The sequence below is a fragment of the Paenibacillus sp. Paensp111 genome (assembly GCF_059492195.1).
The window spans coordinates 1,337,402-1,351,847 of the sequence record NZ_CP168527.1; the positions used below are offsets into that span (position 1 = coordinate 1,337,402).

Below are 14,446 nucleotides of genomic sequence, written 5' to 3' on the forward strand. Positions count from 1 at the left end.
TTAGTTTTGCCCCGTTTCTAACTTTTATAGGTTCAAAGATCTATTATATAAAGATTATGCGAAAATTGAAAGAGGTGGCTTCTTTGAAAATATCCACTAAAGGACGCTATGGATTAACAATTATGATGGAACTCGCGGCTAAATTTGGCGAAGGACCAACCTCGTTAAAGAGCATTGCCGAGAAAAATCAACTTTCTGAACATTATCTGGAGCAATTGATCGCTCCGCTGCGCAATGCCGGACTCGTGAAGAGTATCCGCGGAGCCTACGGCGGGTATATCCTTTCCCGCGAAGCAGCCGACATAACAGCCGGCGATATCATCCGCGTGCTTGAGGGGCCGATTTCACCTGTTGATTTCACGGAAGAAGATGATCCTGCCAAACGCGATTTATGGCTTCGCATTCGTGATAGCATCGCTGAAGTGCTGGATTCCACAACCCTGGACAATCTAATTAACTTTGAAGAACTGGGTGCCAAAGAGAACTACATGTTCTACATTTAATTTAATAACCTCTGAACGTACGGAATATCCTTAACCTTAAATAGTTAGCATTTAGGCTCCTTTATGGAGCCTTTTGTTTTTTCCAACATCATGAATTTGAACTCTCTTCTTCATGGAAGAAAGGCTTGACCGGCTTTATACGACCCACTCCTTTTTTTTGTTCGGTCATACACTGTAGCAAAACAAAAGGAGGTTTTGACATGGCGGTAAAGGTAAGTCCCGAATTCAGAAGACTGTGTAATCAATTTGCTAGAATTTTAGGTGGCGAACATGAAATCGATCCAGGACCTGTATGTTTTGTCAGTCGAGCAAGAAAGTTAAATGCCACAATTTTAGGAAGACGTACGACATCTCCTCTGGTTCGGTATCAACTCTTTTCGTTTGAGTCTCTGGATAGCTCGGGACGTGCCCTATGTTTGGGAGAAACAGCAGTTTTTCAAAATCAAGCCAATCGACTAATTCGGAATCTTCAGCGCAATGGAATTAAAGTAACCGCGCTTCATAACCATTGGCTTAATGATAATCCTCGTATCATGTACATTCACTGGGAATCAATCATGAAGCCTGTCGAATTTGCTACGAAAACCAAAGAGTCCATTCGGTTTTTGGGGTAGCAATATAGTAAACCCAGCTCTGAGAGCTGGGTTATTATTATCTCGATATCGAAGGATTTCACCTTCACTCAGTCTTTCCCATTTCGACATGACATCTTCCGTGGTTCTTACATACTGCCTCCATTAATAGACGATCCGCCTCCGGCCAAGCGGCCGTCCAATGTGTTTAAGTCCATTCTACCTGAAAGCGCATTCTATTTTTCATTGCCTTTATCTTGTTGAGAGAGTAATATGATGGGGAAAATTAGGTAAAGACATGAGAAAAAGTATAATTGAACTAGATTTATCAATTTTATAGTTAAAGGAAGAGAGAGCCAATGAGCCGCAGACGAAAAGTAATTTTGTTTCAAGGAGATTCCATCACGGACGGGGGCCGCAGCCGCAATGATGATCCTAACCATGTTCTAGGGCATGGCTATCCTTATATCATCGCGGCCAAGCTTGGTAATGAAATGGCGGAGGAGCAGCCGTGGTTCGTCAACCGCGGAGTCAGCGGAGACCGGGTCTCCGATCTATATGCCCGCTGGAACGAAGATGCGATCAGCATACAGCCTGATATCTTAAGCATGCTTATCGGAGTCAACGACTTGTGGCGATCGATTAATGGTGAAGCCAGCGGTGTTACAGACCGATTTGAGCGTGCTTACCGTCACTTGCTGGAAGAAACTTCTATTGTTCTCCCGGATACAAAGCTTATTTTGTGTGAGCCCTTTATCCTGAGAACAGGGGCAACCGAAGAGAAGTGGGAAGCATGGGAACAGCAGATCAGGCATTACCAACAGGTTGTCTGGCAGCTCGCGGACACTTATGGAGCCGTTCATGTTCCTCTGCAGAAGAGGTTTGACGAGGCATGCAGCCGCGCGGATGCTGCGTATTGGATATGGGATGGCGTTCATCCGACAGCAGCGGGTCATGCTCTAATCGCGGACCAATGGCTGAACGTAGTGCAGGGACACGGACTGATAAAGGAATAATTTAGCCGCTAACCGGCACATACAGGTCATAGTGCTGCTTGTGCATTACCGTTACTATTCCGGGTAAGAGTTTCCTTGCAGAAATAATTAGAGGCGAGTATATCTTACGGGCATCCCTCTCTCGGGCATATATTGCTTATAAGTCATATATGAGGAGATGGAGAAGAAGTGCCATTCCGGAGAATTCAAAGCAAATTGCTTAAGGACAGAACAATGCGGAGATCCCCGCTGCTTCGCAGACATCTGCCCGACACCCGTCCTTACCATCCTTATGTACTCAAGAGAATGCTGGATCATCACTCCACCGTATTTGTTAAGCCCGATACTGGGAGCCAGGGCAGGGGAATAGTAAGGTTAAAGCGGTTAAAGAATAAAGGTATCCACATTTCTTGGGGATTAAATAGCAGAAGAGTCAGCCGTAAATTTGTCATTCGTGAACTTCATCAAAGGCTTCATCCCTACCAGTCCTATTTGGTCCAGCAGGGTCTTCACCTTACCAAATACCATCACAGGCTGATGGATATACGTGTCTTCCTTCAGAAGCCCGGCTCCAAATGGCTGATCTCTGGGAAAGTAGTTCGGGTAGGAGCTGCTGGCAGATTTGTAACGAATTATAGTCAAGGAGGAAGGCCGGTTCATCTGCCTGCAGCCTTGAGTTCAATCTATCCGTATAATCCGCGCAAGGTCCAGGCAACAATTCATAAGATCGAACAGGTCTCCTATCAGGCGTCGGCTGCTTTAAGTCGCAGATTTCCTGGGATTCGAGTACTCGGGATCGACATAGGGCTTGACCGTTCTGGCCGGATTTGGATTATCGAAGCGAATACAAGACCCGGTACTCAGCTGTTCAAGAATCTGGGAGATCAGTCAATGTATCGCAGGATAGTCACAAGACGCGAGCTCATAGAGCACAAGAACGAAGGCCGGAGAAGGAAATAGATTTCACGATTTCCTTGATTATTTATCATAACAGCTATAGAATAGTGTCTCGCAAAGATACGATTAGGTTGGTCTCTAAGCAAGAGAGTCTAAATAATAAGGGTGAGTTTAACGTTGAGAACAATATATCTGGATCATGCAGCCTCCAAGCCTATTCATCCGGAGGTGGCCGAGGAAATGCTGCGCGTCATGAAGGGACAGTATGGCAATGCATCAAGCATACATGCATTCGGACGGGCAGCCAAACGTACAGTTAATGGGGCACGGGATATTCTCGCTGCCTCTTTGCACTGCCGTCCCGATGAACTCGTGTTCACCGCCGGAGGGACTGAAAGTGATAACCTGGCCCTTTTTGGAGTGACAACCGCAAGCGGGAAGAAGGGCAGACATATTATTACATCCGCAGTAGAGCATCATGCTGTGCTTCATGCCTGTGGGCGTCTGGAGGAGCAGGGATACAAGGTTACTTATCTGCCTGTAGATTCGCGGGGGTGGGTAGACCCTGATCAAGTCAAGGAAGCTATTACAGAGGACACGATTCTGATCAGCGTAATGTATGCGAACAATGAAGTGGGAACTGTGCAGCCTATCGTTGAAATTGGGGAGATTGCGCGAGAGCATGGAATTGTTTTTCACGTTGACGCTGTACAAGCCTTCGGTTCTCTGGAAATATCCTGTGAAGACCTGCCTGTGGATCTTGTGAGCTTCTCTGCTCACAAAATCAACGGACCTCAAGGCATTGGCGCACTCTATGTGCATCGTAACATTGCGCTTGAGCCGCTCCTATATGGCGGGCTTCAAGAGAGAAAGCGGCGGGCAGGAACAGAGAATCTGGCTGGAATTGCAGGCTTTGCAAAGGCTGCTGAGCTTGCGGTGTCCAATCTTCGTTCCAAGCAGGATGAAGATGAATCGATGCGGGAGAATTTTTTGGCTGCACTTGAGCGTTTCGTAGGGAAGGAGCATTTTGTCCTTAATGGTCATCCCACATCCCGCCTTGCTCACATTGTGAATGTAAGCTTCCCGGAAGTCGGAACGGAGACCATGCTGATGAACCTGGATATGGAGGGAATTGCGGTCGCAAGCGGTTCTGCCTGCACATCAGGCTCGCTTGAGCCTTCTCACGTACTGGAGGCGATGAAAGTCCCAGAAAATGTTTTGCGGTCCGCGATTCGTTTCAGCTTTGGTTTGGGTAATACTAATGAAGAAATGGAATACACGGCCAAAAAAGTTGGAACCATTCTGGACCGTATACGTAGTAGGAAATAAGGTCTTCGTTCTTTTACTACTAACCGGCAGGGAGCGTGTCTTCGTTTTCAAAGGTTAAGGAGGGATCCTAAGGCCATGAGACTACAAGAATTGATCGGATTGTCCGTATTTGATGTGGAGGAAGGCAAGCAGATCGGTAAGGTTCTGGATGTCCTTCTGAGTAGTGATTGGAAGATCGAAGGAATTGAACTGGAGAGCAAAGGCCTCTTCTCTTCGAGTATCAAAGCAGTATTATGGGAAGATATCGTTGCTTATGGCGAAGATGCCGTAATGATTCGTAATCAGCAGGCTGTCCGCAAGATGGAGGCCGAGAATATACAGCTAACCTTTGTCCTTGGTAACAGCAAGCTTAGAGAGCTTCCAGTTCTAACTAGCGATGGTGTTATGATCGGGCATGTAAGTGATGTTTATTTTGACCAGGAACTGGGCAACACAATAGTAGGGTTGGAAATTAGTGACGGTTTTATTTCCGATCTGATGGAGGGCCGCAAATGGCTGCCTTTCACTTCTGACATGACTAAGGGAGAAAGTGCAATTATTGTGCCTCCGCTTAGTGAAGAAAGGCTTGAAAAAGGGATTTATACTGCTAACGAATAGGTGTGATACGATGATGAAATGTCCAAATTGTAGCTCAAAAGATATAGGCAAGATTGGTTCTCACCAGTTTTATTGCTGGGGCTGCTTTATTGAACTCACCGTGAACGGGGAGAAAATGTCTGTGTATCAGGTTGAGGAAGACGGAACGCTGAGTTCTTTGGATGATCTGTTCTTTGGGGAGGAAATGATTCAAGACTTTCCCCAAATCCACGCATCCTCTTAAGGATTTACGTTCCTTGTACATATGAGAACCTTTTAGCCGCTTAGCTTGGTGAATTCCCGCTGTGGAGTTCACTGGGCAAGCGGCTTTTGTTGTTATTTATTAACCGACTTGTCCTGACATTCGATTATTTTCCATCCCCTGCGCATATACTCTCTACATACAGCCAGTCCGTCTAGAGGGAGGAAATACGAATGGAACCGTTCTGGAACAGCAAGTTGTTCCGCTATGGCCTGTGGGTACTGCTGGGACTTATCATTGTGTACTTCCTGTGGCTGCTTAAGCCGGTCATTGTCATTTTCTTCAGCTTTTTGAAAGTGATATTTGCCCCCTTTGTCATAGCCTTAATTATTTCATATGTGTTGAATCCGATCGTCAAGCTGCTTGGAGAACGTAAGGTTCCCCGCACGGCAGCGGTACTGCTGATATACGCCGTATTTCTGACAAGCCTTGCGGTCATCCTGGCCAATATGATCCCCATGTTCATGAATCAGCTTCAGGAGCTTGGTGAGCATCTGCCCGAGCTTACTCTGCATACCCAACAGATCATGAACAGCTGGGACACTTCTTTTCTGCCGAATGGGGTTCGTATGGGGATGAACAACTGGTTCTATCAATTTGAGCAAAAGCTCGCCGCCGGTATTTCTGACTTCATGAATAACATAGGAGCGACGATTGGCGTGATTTTTAATGCGTTTATCATTCCGTTTCTTATTTTCTATATGCTAAAAGATTTCGAAGTCATTGAGCGGATGATTATCACCTATCTCCCGCATACAAGGCGCAAATCAATCGTGCTGCTGATGAAAGAAATTGATGAGGCACTGGGGAGCTACATTCGGGGCCAGCTCCTGGTATGTGTAATTATTGGAACCTTTGCTTATATTGGATATATGATCATCGGGATGCCTTACGCGCTTCTTCTGGCCAGTGTAGTTGCGCTCTGCAATATCATTCCCTATCTTGGTCCGTTCCTTGGTGCTGCTCCCGCCGTGCTCATGGCTTCAGCTATTTCCTGGCGGATGGTTCTGATGGTGATTGTGGTCAACACGATTTGCCAGCTGCTTGAAAGTAATGTTATATCCCCGCAGGTGGTCGGAAGAACGCTTCATCTGCATCCGATGTTTATTATATTTGCTTTGCTTGTTGGCGGAGAGGTTGCCGGAATTCCGGGCCTAATTCTGGCCGTTCCTTGCTTTGCCGTTCTCAAGGTTGTCATTCAGCATTTCTATGCCTATTACGTGCGCCGTAAGACGGTATAGGGCCAATTGACAGCCTGACACGAGGCTTATATACTTGAGTGTATATGTCAAATCGTTGATGAGATAAAGTACGTCCAGGCCCGAATTCCCAGAGAGAAGGTTCCTTCGTTAACTTAGGTGCGCAGCATCAGGCAGACGATGGGTGAGAGAACCTGAATTTCGGTTGTACGGAAAGCGGATCTCAGAGAGCGGCCAAATCCGCCGGATGGCTTTCGTTAACAGCCAATCAAGGAGATCGTTCTGCTAATTCGGCTTAAGCCGTATCCAGAACGGTAACCAGGGTGGTACCGCGAGCTCATCGTCCCTGATATTCAGGGGCGTTTTTTGTTTTTTTATATAAAAGTCTAGGAGGCTGTCCTATCATGAAAGCAAGTGAAATTCGTTCCAAATGGCTGCAATTCTTCTCTTCCAAAGGACACAAAATTGAACCGAGTGCTTCGCTTGTCCCGCATAACGATCCCTCACTGCTGTGGATTAATGCGGGTATGGCACCGCTTAAGCCGTATTTTGACGGCCGTGTGAAGCCGGAGAACCCAAGGCTTGCCAATTCGCAGAAATGTATTCGGACCAATGATATTGAGAATGTGGGCAAGACCCGTAGACATCACACATTCTTTGAAATGCTGGGCAACTTCTCCATCGGAGATTACTTTAAAGAAGAGGCCGTTACCTGGGCTTGGGAATTCCTGACCAGCAAAGAGTGGATCGGCTTCGATCCTGAGCGTCTGTCTGTCACGGTATATCCGGAGGATGAGGAAGCGTACAAGCTGTGGAATGAGAAGCTGGGTCTGCCGGCGGAGCGGATTGTGAAGCTGGAAGATAACTTCTGGGATATCGGCGAAGGTCCATGTGGACCCTGTACGGAAATCTTTTACGATCGCGGAGAAGCTTATGGTGATCTGTCTGATCCGGAATGCTACCCGGGCGGAGAGAATGAACGCTTCCTGGAAGTGTGGAATGTCGTGTTCTCGGAGTTCAATCATAACAAGGATGGCTCTTATACGCCGCTTCCGAACAAGAATATTGATACCGGTGCAGGTCTGGAGCGTTTCGCGTCCATTCTCCAGGATGCCCCTTCCAACTTCGATACGGATCTTTTCCAGCCTATCATTGCCAAGACCAGTGAAATCGCTAAAGTGAAATATGGGGAAAATACGGAGAACGACGTTGCCATGAAGGTTATTGCCGACCATATCCGTACGGTATCCTTCGCAGTGGCCGATGGAGTGCTTCCGTCGAATGAAGGCCGTGGGTATGTTATCCGCCGTCTGCTTCGCCGCGCTGTCCGTTACGGCAAGATGCTGGGACTTGATCGTCCGTTCATGTTCGGTCTGGTTGAGGTAGTGGGCGAGATTATGGGCAGCTACTATACCGATATTATTACTAAGCGCGAGTTCATTGAGAAAGTTATCCGTAACGAGGAAGAACGCTTCCACGAGACCCTCTCGGATGGTTTGGCTATTCTGGCTAATATCAGCGAGGAGGCTAAGTCGGCAGGGAAGAGTATGATCAGTGGACCTGATGCGTTCAAATTATACGATACCTACGGATTCCCGCTCGATTTGACTGAGGATTATGCAGCCGAGCATGGTCTGGGTGTAGACCGTGAAGGCTTTGAAGCCGCGATGCAGCAGCAGCGGGATCGTGCCCGGGCCGCCCGTCATGATAATGAGAGTATGAAGGTTCAGGGCGGTGTACTTTCTGATTACACAACCAAGACCGAGTTCGTTGGTTATCAGGAGCTTGTGGCAGAATCGAAAATTGTCGCCATCGTTGTTAACGATGCTTTTGTAGATATGGTATCTGAGGGTGAGTCCTGTCAGATCATATTGGAGCAGACTCCATTCTATGCGGAGAGCGGCGGACAAGTCAGTGATAAGGGCGAAATCCGTAATGCTTCCGGTCATGCTGCAGTGGAAGGAATGTTCAAGGCTCCGCATGGCCAATTCGTGCATGTAGTTACAGTACAGTCCGGTGAACTGCGCACAGGAGACACGATTACCGCAGCGGTGGATCGGGGAATGCGCTCAGATATTATCAAGAATCATACTGCTACCCATCTGCTTCATAAAGCACTGAAAGAGACTTTGGGAGATCATGTGAATCAGGCCGGTTCCTTGGTTGAGCCGGGGCGTCTGCGGTTTGACTTCTCTCACCTGGGCAGCATTACTCCAGAAGAGCTAGCGGCTATCGAGCAGCGTGTCAACGAGCAGATCTGGAACAGCCTGGATGTCATTATTGAACTTAAGCCTATTGATGAAGCTAAAGCAATGGGAGCCATGGCTTTGTTCGGAGAAAAGTATGGCGATGTGGTGCGGGTCGTTCAAGTTGGCGGATACAGCCTTGAACTGTGCGGAGGATGCCATGTTGAGAACACCTCGCAGATTGGTCTATTCAAGCTAATCAGCGAGAGCGGAATCGGCTCGGGTGTACGCCGGATTGAAGCCGTGACCGGTCGTCAGGCTTATGAATATATGGATGGCCAGCTTGATGTTCTTAAGCAGGCGGCAGCGCTGCTGAAGTCCCATGTGGGTGAAGTTCCAAAGCGGATCGAGGCATTGCATCAGCAGGTTAAGGAACTCAGCCGCGAGAATGAATCGCTGCAAGGGAAGCTTAGCGGAATTGAAGCTGGCGCACTGACCAGCCAGGTGAAGACGGTTGGCGATACCCAGCTTCTTGCCGTACAGGTTCAGGCTAATAGCATGGATGCTCTGCGTACACTTGCAGATGAATTGAAACTTAAATTGCCTGAGGCCGTAATTGTATTAGGGGCAGCTGTCGAAGACAAAGTGAACTTTGTAGTAGCTGTACCTCAGCAGGAAGTGAAGCGCGGACTCCACGCTGGTAAGCTGGTCAAGGAACTGGCTGCTCTATGCGGCGGAGGGGGCGGAGGCCGTCCGGATATGGCTCAAGCCGGCGGCAAGGACGCATCCAAATTGGACGAGGCTCTTAAGCTTTCAGAGCAGCTTATTCAAGCCTCGGCGCAATAGAAAAATTCCATATTCAGGATACTTTCTCGCTTCAAATATTTCCTTAAGGGCCACCCAATATGTTATAGTTAAGAAGGCAGGCTGTAACGCTTGTAATTTCCCGCGGGCAATTGTTCGTAGAAGTGAGGTGTCATCTTGGACTCCATGGATAAAACTGTCAAGTTCAACGTCACAGGCGATGAGCACGAGGCTTCAGCTCAGGAAATTCTTTTGTCGGTATATGCAGCGCTTCAAGAGAAGGAATACAATCCGATTAACCAGATAGTTGGTTATTTATTGTCGGGTGACCCTGCATATATTCCACGGCATAACAACGCTAGAAGTTTGGTACGTAAGAAAGAGCGGGATGAATTAATCGAGGAATTGGTTAAGTATTATTTAGCCGGTCATAGGTAAGCCGCTCTGTTCTGCAGAAATAGGAGAACAGAAATGAGAATATTAGGCTTAGACTACGGGGACCGCAGAATCGGTGCATCCGTGAGTGATGCTTTCGGATGGACTGCCCAGGGGCTTGAGACGATCGAGCGCCGGGGTGACGAGTCTGAACTGAAGCGGATTGCCGAGCTTGTGAAGGAATACGAGGTACAGGAAATTGTCGTCGGACTTCCGAAGAACATGAACGGTACAGTAGGTCCCCGTGGTGAAATTTGCATGGAATTTGCCGAACGATTGCGGGAAATTCTAGGTTTACCGGTTCACCTTTGGGATGAACGGTTAACAACGGTCTCGGCACATCGAACGCTGCTTGAGGCTGATGTCAGCCGAAAAAAACGCAAACAGGTCGTAGATCAAATTGCTGCGACGCTGATTTTGCAAAATTTCTTAGATTCTAAGAGCAAAAGGTGAGGGTGATGGCAAATGGCTAACGATCGCATGAATAACGAAGAAGAACCGGAAATTATCTACATCCCTGATGAAGAGGGAAATGAGGAAGAATTCGAAGTTATTATGAAATTCGAAGTGGATGGTTCCGACGCCAAGTATATGATGGTCGTTCCTCTTGATTCTGAAGAAGAAGACGAGGATAGCGAGGAAGTATATGCTTTCCGCTATGAAGAAGACGGTGAAGATCTGAAGCTGTTCACTATTGAGAGTGACGAAGAGTGGGAGATTGTTGAAGAAACCTTCAATACCCTGCTTGACGAATTGGGTGGTGAGGAAGAGCATGACTGAGTTTTCTGCTGAGCATGTGATTTGGAGCTCCCGAGTGAAGGAAGCCTTCGGACCCGTAGTTGAGCTTCAGGATGAGAAAGGACACACCTCTTATTACCGTGTCGAGAAAGAATTCGATATTGGCGGCCAAGCCTATGCTGTTCTTCTACCTGATGAAGATGGCAAGTCAGCAGAGCCCGAAATCCTTAAGATCGTTACCTCGCAAGAGGGCAGCCTGGAACTGGTAACCATTGATGATGACGATGAATGGGAGAACGTATCCGAGCTGTACGATGAGCTTACCTTTCCTGAGTAGTCTATACTCTTAAATTGATTAATCCTGCTTTGTTATAGCATTACACAAGAAGAGCGGAATTTACCGCTCTTTTTGTATGGTATAGAGGAGTTGAGGTTTTTGAACACATTAGGGCGGCGGCTGTTCACCATTTTCATCGTGCTCTTCATCATCGTGGGAGGTGCAGCGCTCTACATTTACAACCAGATGCAACCTGTAAGTTCTTCCTCTACGGGTGTGAAGGTGGAGATTAAATCCGGAGCTGGGACGGCTAAAATTGCTGAGCTGCTTAAGCAGGAAGGACTAATCAAGAACTCACTCATGTTCAAAGCATATTTGAAGATGAAATCTGAGGGAACGAGATTCCAGGCAGGCATCTATGAATTAAGTCCGGGTATGACCTACGACCAGATTATCGGAAAGCTGAACAGTGGCGATGTCGTGAAAGCGGACATGGTCCATTTTACGATACCGGAGGGCTATACGTTAAAGCAAATGGCTGATAAATTAAGTCAGGAAGGCATTGTGGACAAAGATCAGTTTCTAAAGCTGGCCAAGAATCCGGTAGGTATTGATGTCCCACTGCTTCGTGAGTTCCCTGCTAGCAGTTCGCAGATCTATAGACTTGAAGGCCTGCTATTCCCGGAGACCTATGAACTGAAGAAAGGCAGCAGTGAGGCCGATATTATAACCCGTATGCTGGAGGAGCTGCAGGCGAAGCTGGATAGCATTCCAGATTGGAAAGCCAAGCTTGAGAAGAGGAAGCTGACACTCCCCGAACTAATAACAGTAGCATCACTGGTTGAACGTGAAGTTGTAGTCGATCCGGAACGCAAGAAGGTTGCGGGCGTTATATACAATCGCTTGGAGAAGGGTATGAAGCTTGAGATTGATGCAACGGTTCAATATTTGCTAGGCAAACCCAAAGAACGCCTATTGAATAGTGACTTGAGAAAAAAGGATAGCCCATATAATACTTATCTATACAAAGGCCTTCCACCAGGTCCCATTGCCAGTCCAAGTGTGAAGTCGATAGAAGCCGCACTCGAGCCGGAGTCTACAGATTATTTGTTCTATGTTACGAAGAAGGACGGGTCTCAGGAGCACTTGTTTGCCAAGACGTACGCAGAGCATCTAAAGAATATTCAAAAAAGCAAATCTACAGTTAAATAAAACCGAGGTGCTTATAACATGATGGGGAACAAACCGGAACTTCTCGCAACCGCGGGATCATTACAAGAGGTCAAGGAATATATTGCGGCCGGAGCTAATGCGGTGCTGATTGGTGAGGAGAAGTTCGGAACCAGGCTGCCAGGGAATATGAACATTTCCGAGATTAGTGAGTCCGTTCGTACCGCCCATGCTGACCAGGCAAAAGTATATGTAAGTCTGAACAACTTGATAAGTAACGAAAATTTGGAGGAGCTTCCCGGATATATTCAGGCACTGGCATCAGCAGGTGTAGACGGAGTTGAATTTGGCGACCCGGCGGTTCTGCGAGCAGTTCAGCAGCATGCTCCAAGTCTAAAACTGCACTGGAATGCAGAAATGACCTCAACCAATTACGCTACAGCTAATTATTGGGGGACTAAAGGTGCTGTACGTGTAGTATTGGCACGTGAGCTGAATATGGACGAACTTACCGAAATGAAGCCGCATCTCCAAATCGAGGCTGAGGTACAGGTACACGGGATGACCAATATCTATCACTCCAAGCGGAAGCTCGTACAAAGTTATATGACGCATCAAGGCCGTCCGGTAGAAGGAGAGAATCTGGGCCAGGAGCGGGGGTTATTTCTTATTGAGGCAGAGCGTCAGGATGAGAAATTCCCGATTTTTGAAGATAGCAATGGGACCCATATTATGAGTTCGGATGATATCTGCATCCTTGAGGATCTTCATATTCTGCTTGGAGCAGGTATAGATTCACTAAAGATTGAGACTATACTCAAGCCGATGAGTTACAATCGCACAGTTATTGAGGTGTACCGGACAGCCATCGATACTTATTTTGAAGATCCGGAAGCTTACGAGTTCAAGGAATCGTGGATGGATACGATTCGGGAAGTACAGGATCCGGAGCGCGAGCTTTCATTCGGATTCTTTTATAAAGAACAGGTGTATTAAGGGGGGAACGAAATGCATACAACAGAGAAGCACACACCGAAATTTACAGGCAGACGTTACCGCTTGGACAAGCCGGAACTGCTGGCACCGGCAGGGAACCTGGAGAAATTGAAATTTGCCATTCATTATGGGGCAGATGCAGTATATATCGGAGGACAGAAATACGGCCTTCGTTCCAATGCCGACAATTTCAGCTTTGAAGAAATGAGAGAAGGCGTAGAGTTCGCGAAGAAATACGGTGCGAAGGTATTCGTGGCGACCAATATTTACGCCCACAATGAAGATATCGCCGGAATTGAAGAATATTTACGCAATCTGCATGAGGTGGGGATCTCGGCTATTATCGCGGCAGATCCGATCATCGTAGACACGGCTAGAAGAGTGGTGCCTGAGCTGGAGGTTCACCTAAGTACACAGCAATCTACTCTCAACTGGCAGGCTGTGCAGTTCTGGAAGGAAGAAGGCCTGCCTCGCGTAGTACTTGGCCGGGAGACAAGTCTGGAAGAAATTGCAGAGATCAAGAACCATGTGGATATTGAGATTGAGGCTTTCATTCATGGGGCCATGTGTTCTTCATACTCTGGTCGCTGTGTATTATCCAATCACTTCACTGACCGGGATTCCAATCGGGGAGGATGCTGCCAGTCGTGCCGCTGGAAATATGATCTGTTCGAAGACGGACGTCCTCAGGAAGTATGGGTATCAGAGGAAGAAGCCAGGGACAGCCGGGTTCTGCAGCAGTTCAATCTGGGTGTGAATCAGCATCCACTGTTCGCCGAAGAAGATAATTCCTTCACCATGTCCTCCAAAGATTTGTGTATGATTGCCCATATTCCTGATCTTATTGATGTGGGTGTGGACAGCTTCAAAATCGAAGGCCGAATGAAATCTATTCACTATGTAGCTACCGTCGTCAACGTATATCGTCAGGCGATTGATGCCTATATGGCAGATCCGGATAACTATGTACTGAGACCTGAATGGATTGAAGAGATGAATAAAGCGGCGAATCGTCCTTTAAATACAGGATTCTTCTATGATACACCGGATCATGAGGATCATATTTATGAGCCTGAAGAGAAGGCTGCTCCCTATGACTTTGCCGGTCTTGTACTGGAGTATGATGAAGAGACCAAGATGGCTACTATTCAGCAGCGCAATCACTTCAAGCCTGGACAAGAAGTAGAGTTCTTCGGTCCTGGCGGATCCGTGTTCAAACAAACGGTTGGTCAGATTTGGGATGAGAATGGCAACGAGCTGACTGCTGCGCGGCATCCGCTTCAGCGAGTTAAGTTTAAGGTTGAACAGCCGGTACGTTATTTTGACATGATGCGCAAAAAGAAATGAAATCTACTTTTCGACCCTTCTCATTTTTTTGAGTAAAGGGTCTATTTTTTTTACGTTAACCTGCCGATAATAATATTAGGTCCTTTCATAACATCCCATAAATCTAGGAATACATTTAATATAATTGTGAAACAACAGGCTCTATGATACGATCAAGAGA

16 protein-coding genes are annotated in these 14,446 nt (G+C 47.2%); all 16 read left to right on the top strand.

All coding sequences use genetic code 11. The annotated features are described in order from the left end of the window. Nucleotides 1-83: 83 nt before the first annotated feature. The 16 genes from cymR (at nt 84) to ACEN86_RS06340 (ending at nt 14,286) form a co-directional block, all read left to right on the top strand. Complete coding sequence (gene cymR / locus ACEN86_RS06265; RefSeq protein WP_495633462.1) at nt 84-503, top strand: cysteine metabolism transcriptional regulator CymR; 420 nt, start codon at nt 84-86, stop codon at nt 501-503. 200 nt (nt 504-703) lie between these two features. After that, nucleotides 704-1,117 (top strand): DUF1259 domain-containing protein, encoded by a 414-nt coding sequence (locus ACEN86_RS06270; RefSeq protein WP_495633463.1) that lies wholly within the window; start codon nt 704-706, stop codon nt 1,115-1,117. Between the two features lie 317 nt (nt 1,118-1,434). Next, a complete protein-coding gene (locus ACEN86_RS06275) occupies nt 1,435-2,091 on the top strand; it encodes an SGNH/GDSL hydrolase family protein (protein ID WP_495633464.1) in 657 nt (218 codons plus the stop codon). A gap of 168 nt (nt 2,092-2,259) precedes the next feature. Next, nucleotides 2,260-3,030, top strand: coding sequence for a YheC/YheD family protein (locus tag ACEN86_RS06280; RefSeq protein WP_495633465.1), 771 nt, complete (start codon nt 2,260-2,262; stop codon nt 3,028-3,030). Between the two features lie 114 nt (nt 3,031-3,144). After that, complete coding sequence (locus ACEN86_RS06285; protein ID WP_495633466.1) at nt 3,145-4,296, top strand: cysteine desulfurase family protein; 1,152 nt, start codon at nt 3,145-3,147, stop codon at nt 4,294-4,296. Nucleotides 4,297-4,371: 75 nt separating this feature from the next. Further along, entirely contained in the window at nt 4,372-4,893 is a 522-nt protein-coding gene (locus ACEN86_RS06290) for a PRC-barrel domain-containing protein (RefSeq protein ID WP_495633467.1), read from the top strand. Nucleotides 4,894-4,906: 13 nt separating this feature from the next. Next, a complete protein-coding gene (locus ACEN86_RS06295) occupies nt 4,907-5,116 on the top strand; it encodes a YrzR-like zinc ribbon domain (RefSeq protein WP_495634229.1) in 210 nt (69 codons plus the stop codon). A 191-nt stretch (nt 5,117-5,307) separates the two neighbouring features. Further along, on the top strand, nt 5,308-6,375 hold the full coding sequence (locus ACEN86_RS06300) for an AI-2E family transporter (protein ID WP_495633468.1): 1,068 nt from the start codon (nt 5,308-5,310) through the stop codon (nt 6,373-6,375). A 362-nt stretch (nt 6,376-6,737) separates the two neighbouring features. Further along, nucleotides 6,738-9,365: an alanine--tRNA ligase gene (alaS, locus tag ACEN86_RS06305; RefSeq protein ID WP_495633469.1), complete on the top strand. Its 2,628-nt coding sequence runs from the start codon at nt 6,738-6,740 to the stop codon at nt 9,363-9,365. 135 nt (nt 9,366-9,500) lie between these two features. Then, on the top strand, nt 9,501-9,761 hold the full coding sequence (locus ACEN86_RS06310) for an IreB family regulatory phosphoprotein (RefSeq protein WP_127200453.1): 261 nt from the start codon (nt 9,501-9,503) through the stop codon (nt 9,759-9,761). A 33-nt stretch (nt 9,762-9,794) separates the two neighbouring features. Next, nucleotides 9,795-10,211 (top strand): Holliday junction resolvase RuvX, encoded by a 417-nt coding sequence (ruvX, locus tag ACEN86_RS06315; protein WP_495633470.1) that lies wholly within the window; start codon nt 9,795-9,797, stop codon nt 10,209-10,211. A 12-nt stretch (nt 10,212-10,223) separates the two neighbouring features. Next, nucleotides 10,224-10,538 carry a DUF1292 domain-containing protein gene (locus ACEN86_RS06320; protein WP_127200451.1) on the top strand — a complete coding sequence of 105 codons (315 nt, stop codon included), beginning with the start codon at nt 10,224-10,226 and terminating at the stop codon, nt 10,536-10,538. Then, nucleotides 10,531-10,833, top strand: a complete 303-nt coding sequence (locus ACEN86_RS06325; protein ID WP_127200450.1) for a DUF1292 domain-containing protein — start codon at nt 10,531-10,533, stop codon at nt 10,831-10,833. Before ACEN86_RS06320 ends, ACEN86_RS06325 begins: the two co-directional genes overlap by 8 nt. 99 nt (nt 10,834-10,932) lie before the next feature. Then, nucleotides 10,933-11,985 (top strand): endolytic transglycosylase MltG, encoded by a 1,053-nt coding sequence (gene mltG / locus ACEN86_RS06330; RefSeq protein ID WP_495633471.1) that lies wholly within the window; start codon nt 10,933-10,935, stop codon nt 11,983-11,985. 21 nt (nt 11,986-12,006) lie between these two features. Next, complete coding sequence (locus ACEN86_RS06335; RefSeq protein ID WP_495634230.1) at nt 12,007-12,939, top strand: peptidase U32 family protein; 933 nt, start codon at nt 12,007-12,009, stop codon at nt 12,937-12,939. A 12-nt stretch (nt 12,940-12,951) separates the two neighbouring features. Then, nucleotides 12,952-14,286 (top strand): peptidase U32 family protein, encoded by a 1,335-nt coding sequence (locus ACEN86_RS06340; protein ID WP_495633472.1) that lies wholly within the window; start codon nt 12,952-12,954, stop codon nt 14,284-14,286. Nucleotides 14,287-14,446: the final 160 nt, after the last annotated feature.

What these genes read in the sequence shown, in the direction of transcription:
- ACEN86_RS06270 (WP_495633463.1), top strand. Translation starts at nt 704, where the DNA reads ATGGCGGTAAAGGTAAGTCCCGAATTCAGAAGACTGTGTAATCAATTT.
- ACEN86_RS06275 (WP_495633464.1), top strand. Translation starts at nt 1,435, where the DNA reads ATGAGCCGCAGACGAAAAGTAATTTTGTTTCAAGGAGATTCCATCACG.
- ACEN86_RS06290 (WP_495633467.1), top strand. Translation starts at nt 4,372, where the DNA reads ATGAGACTACAAGAATTGATCGGATTGTCCGTATTTGATGTGGAGGAA.
- ACEN86_RS06295 (WP_495634229.1), top strand. Translation starts at nt 4,907, where the DNA reads ATGAAATGTCCAAATTGTAGCTCAAAAGATATAGGCAAGATTGGTTCT.
- ACEN86_RS06300 (WP_495633468.1), top strand. Translation starts at nt 5,308, where the DNA reads ATGGAACCGTTCTGGAACAGCAAGTTGTTCCGCTATGGCCTGTGGGTA.
- alaS (WP_495633469.1), top strand. Translation starts at nt 6,738, where the DNA reads ATGAAAGCAAGTGAAATTCGTTCCAAATGGCTGCAATTCTTCTCTTCC.
- ruvX (WP_495633470.1), top strand. Translation starts at nt 9,795, where the DNA reads ATGAGAATATTAGGCTTAGACTACGGGGACCGCAGAATCGGTGCATCC.
- ACEN86_RS06320 (WP_127200451.1), top strand. Translation starts at nt 10,224, where the DNA reads ATGGCTAACGATCGCATGAATAACGAAGAAGAACCGGAAATTATCTAC.
- ACEN86_RS06325 (WP_127200450.1), top strand. Translation starts at nt 10,531, where the DNA reads ATGACTGAGTTTTCTGCTGAGCATGTGATTTGGAGCTCCCGAGTGAAG.
- ACEN86_RS06335 (WP_495634230.1), top strand. Translation starts at nt 12,007, where the DNA reads ATGGGGAACAAACCGGAACTTCTCGCAACCGCGGGATCATTACAAGAG.
- ACEN86_RS06340 (WP_495633472.1), top strand. Translation starts at nt 12,952, where the DNA reads ATGCATACAACAGAGAAGCACACACCGAAATTTACAGGCAGACGTTAC.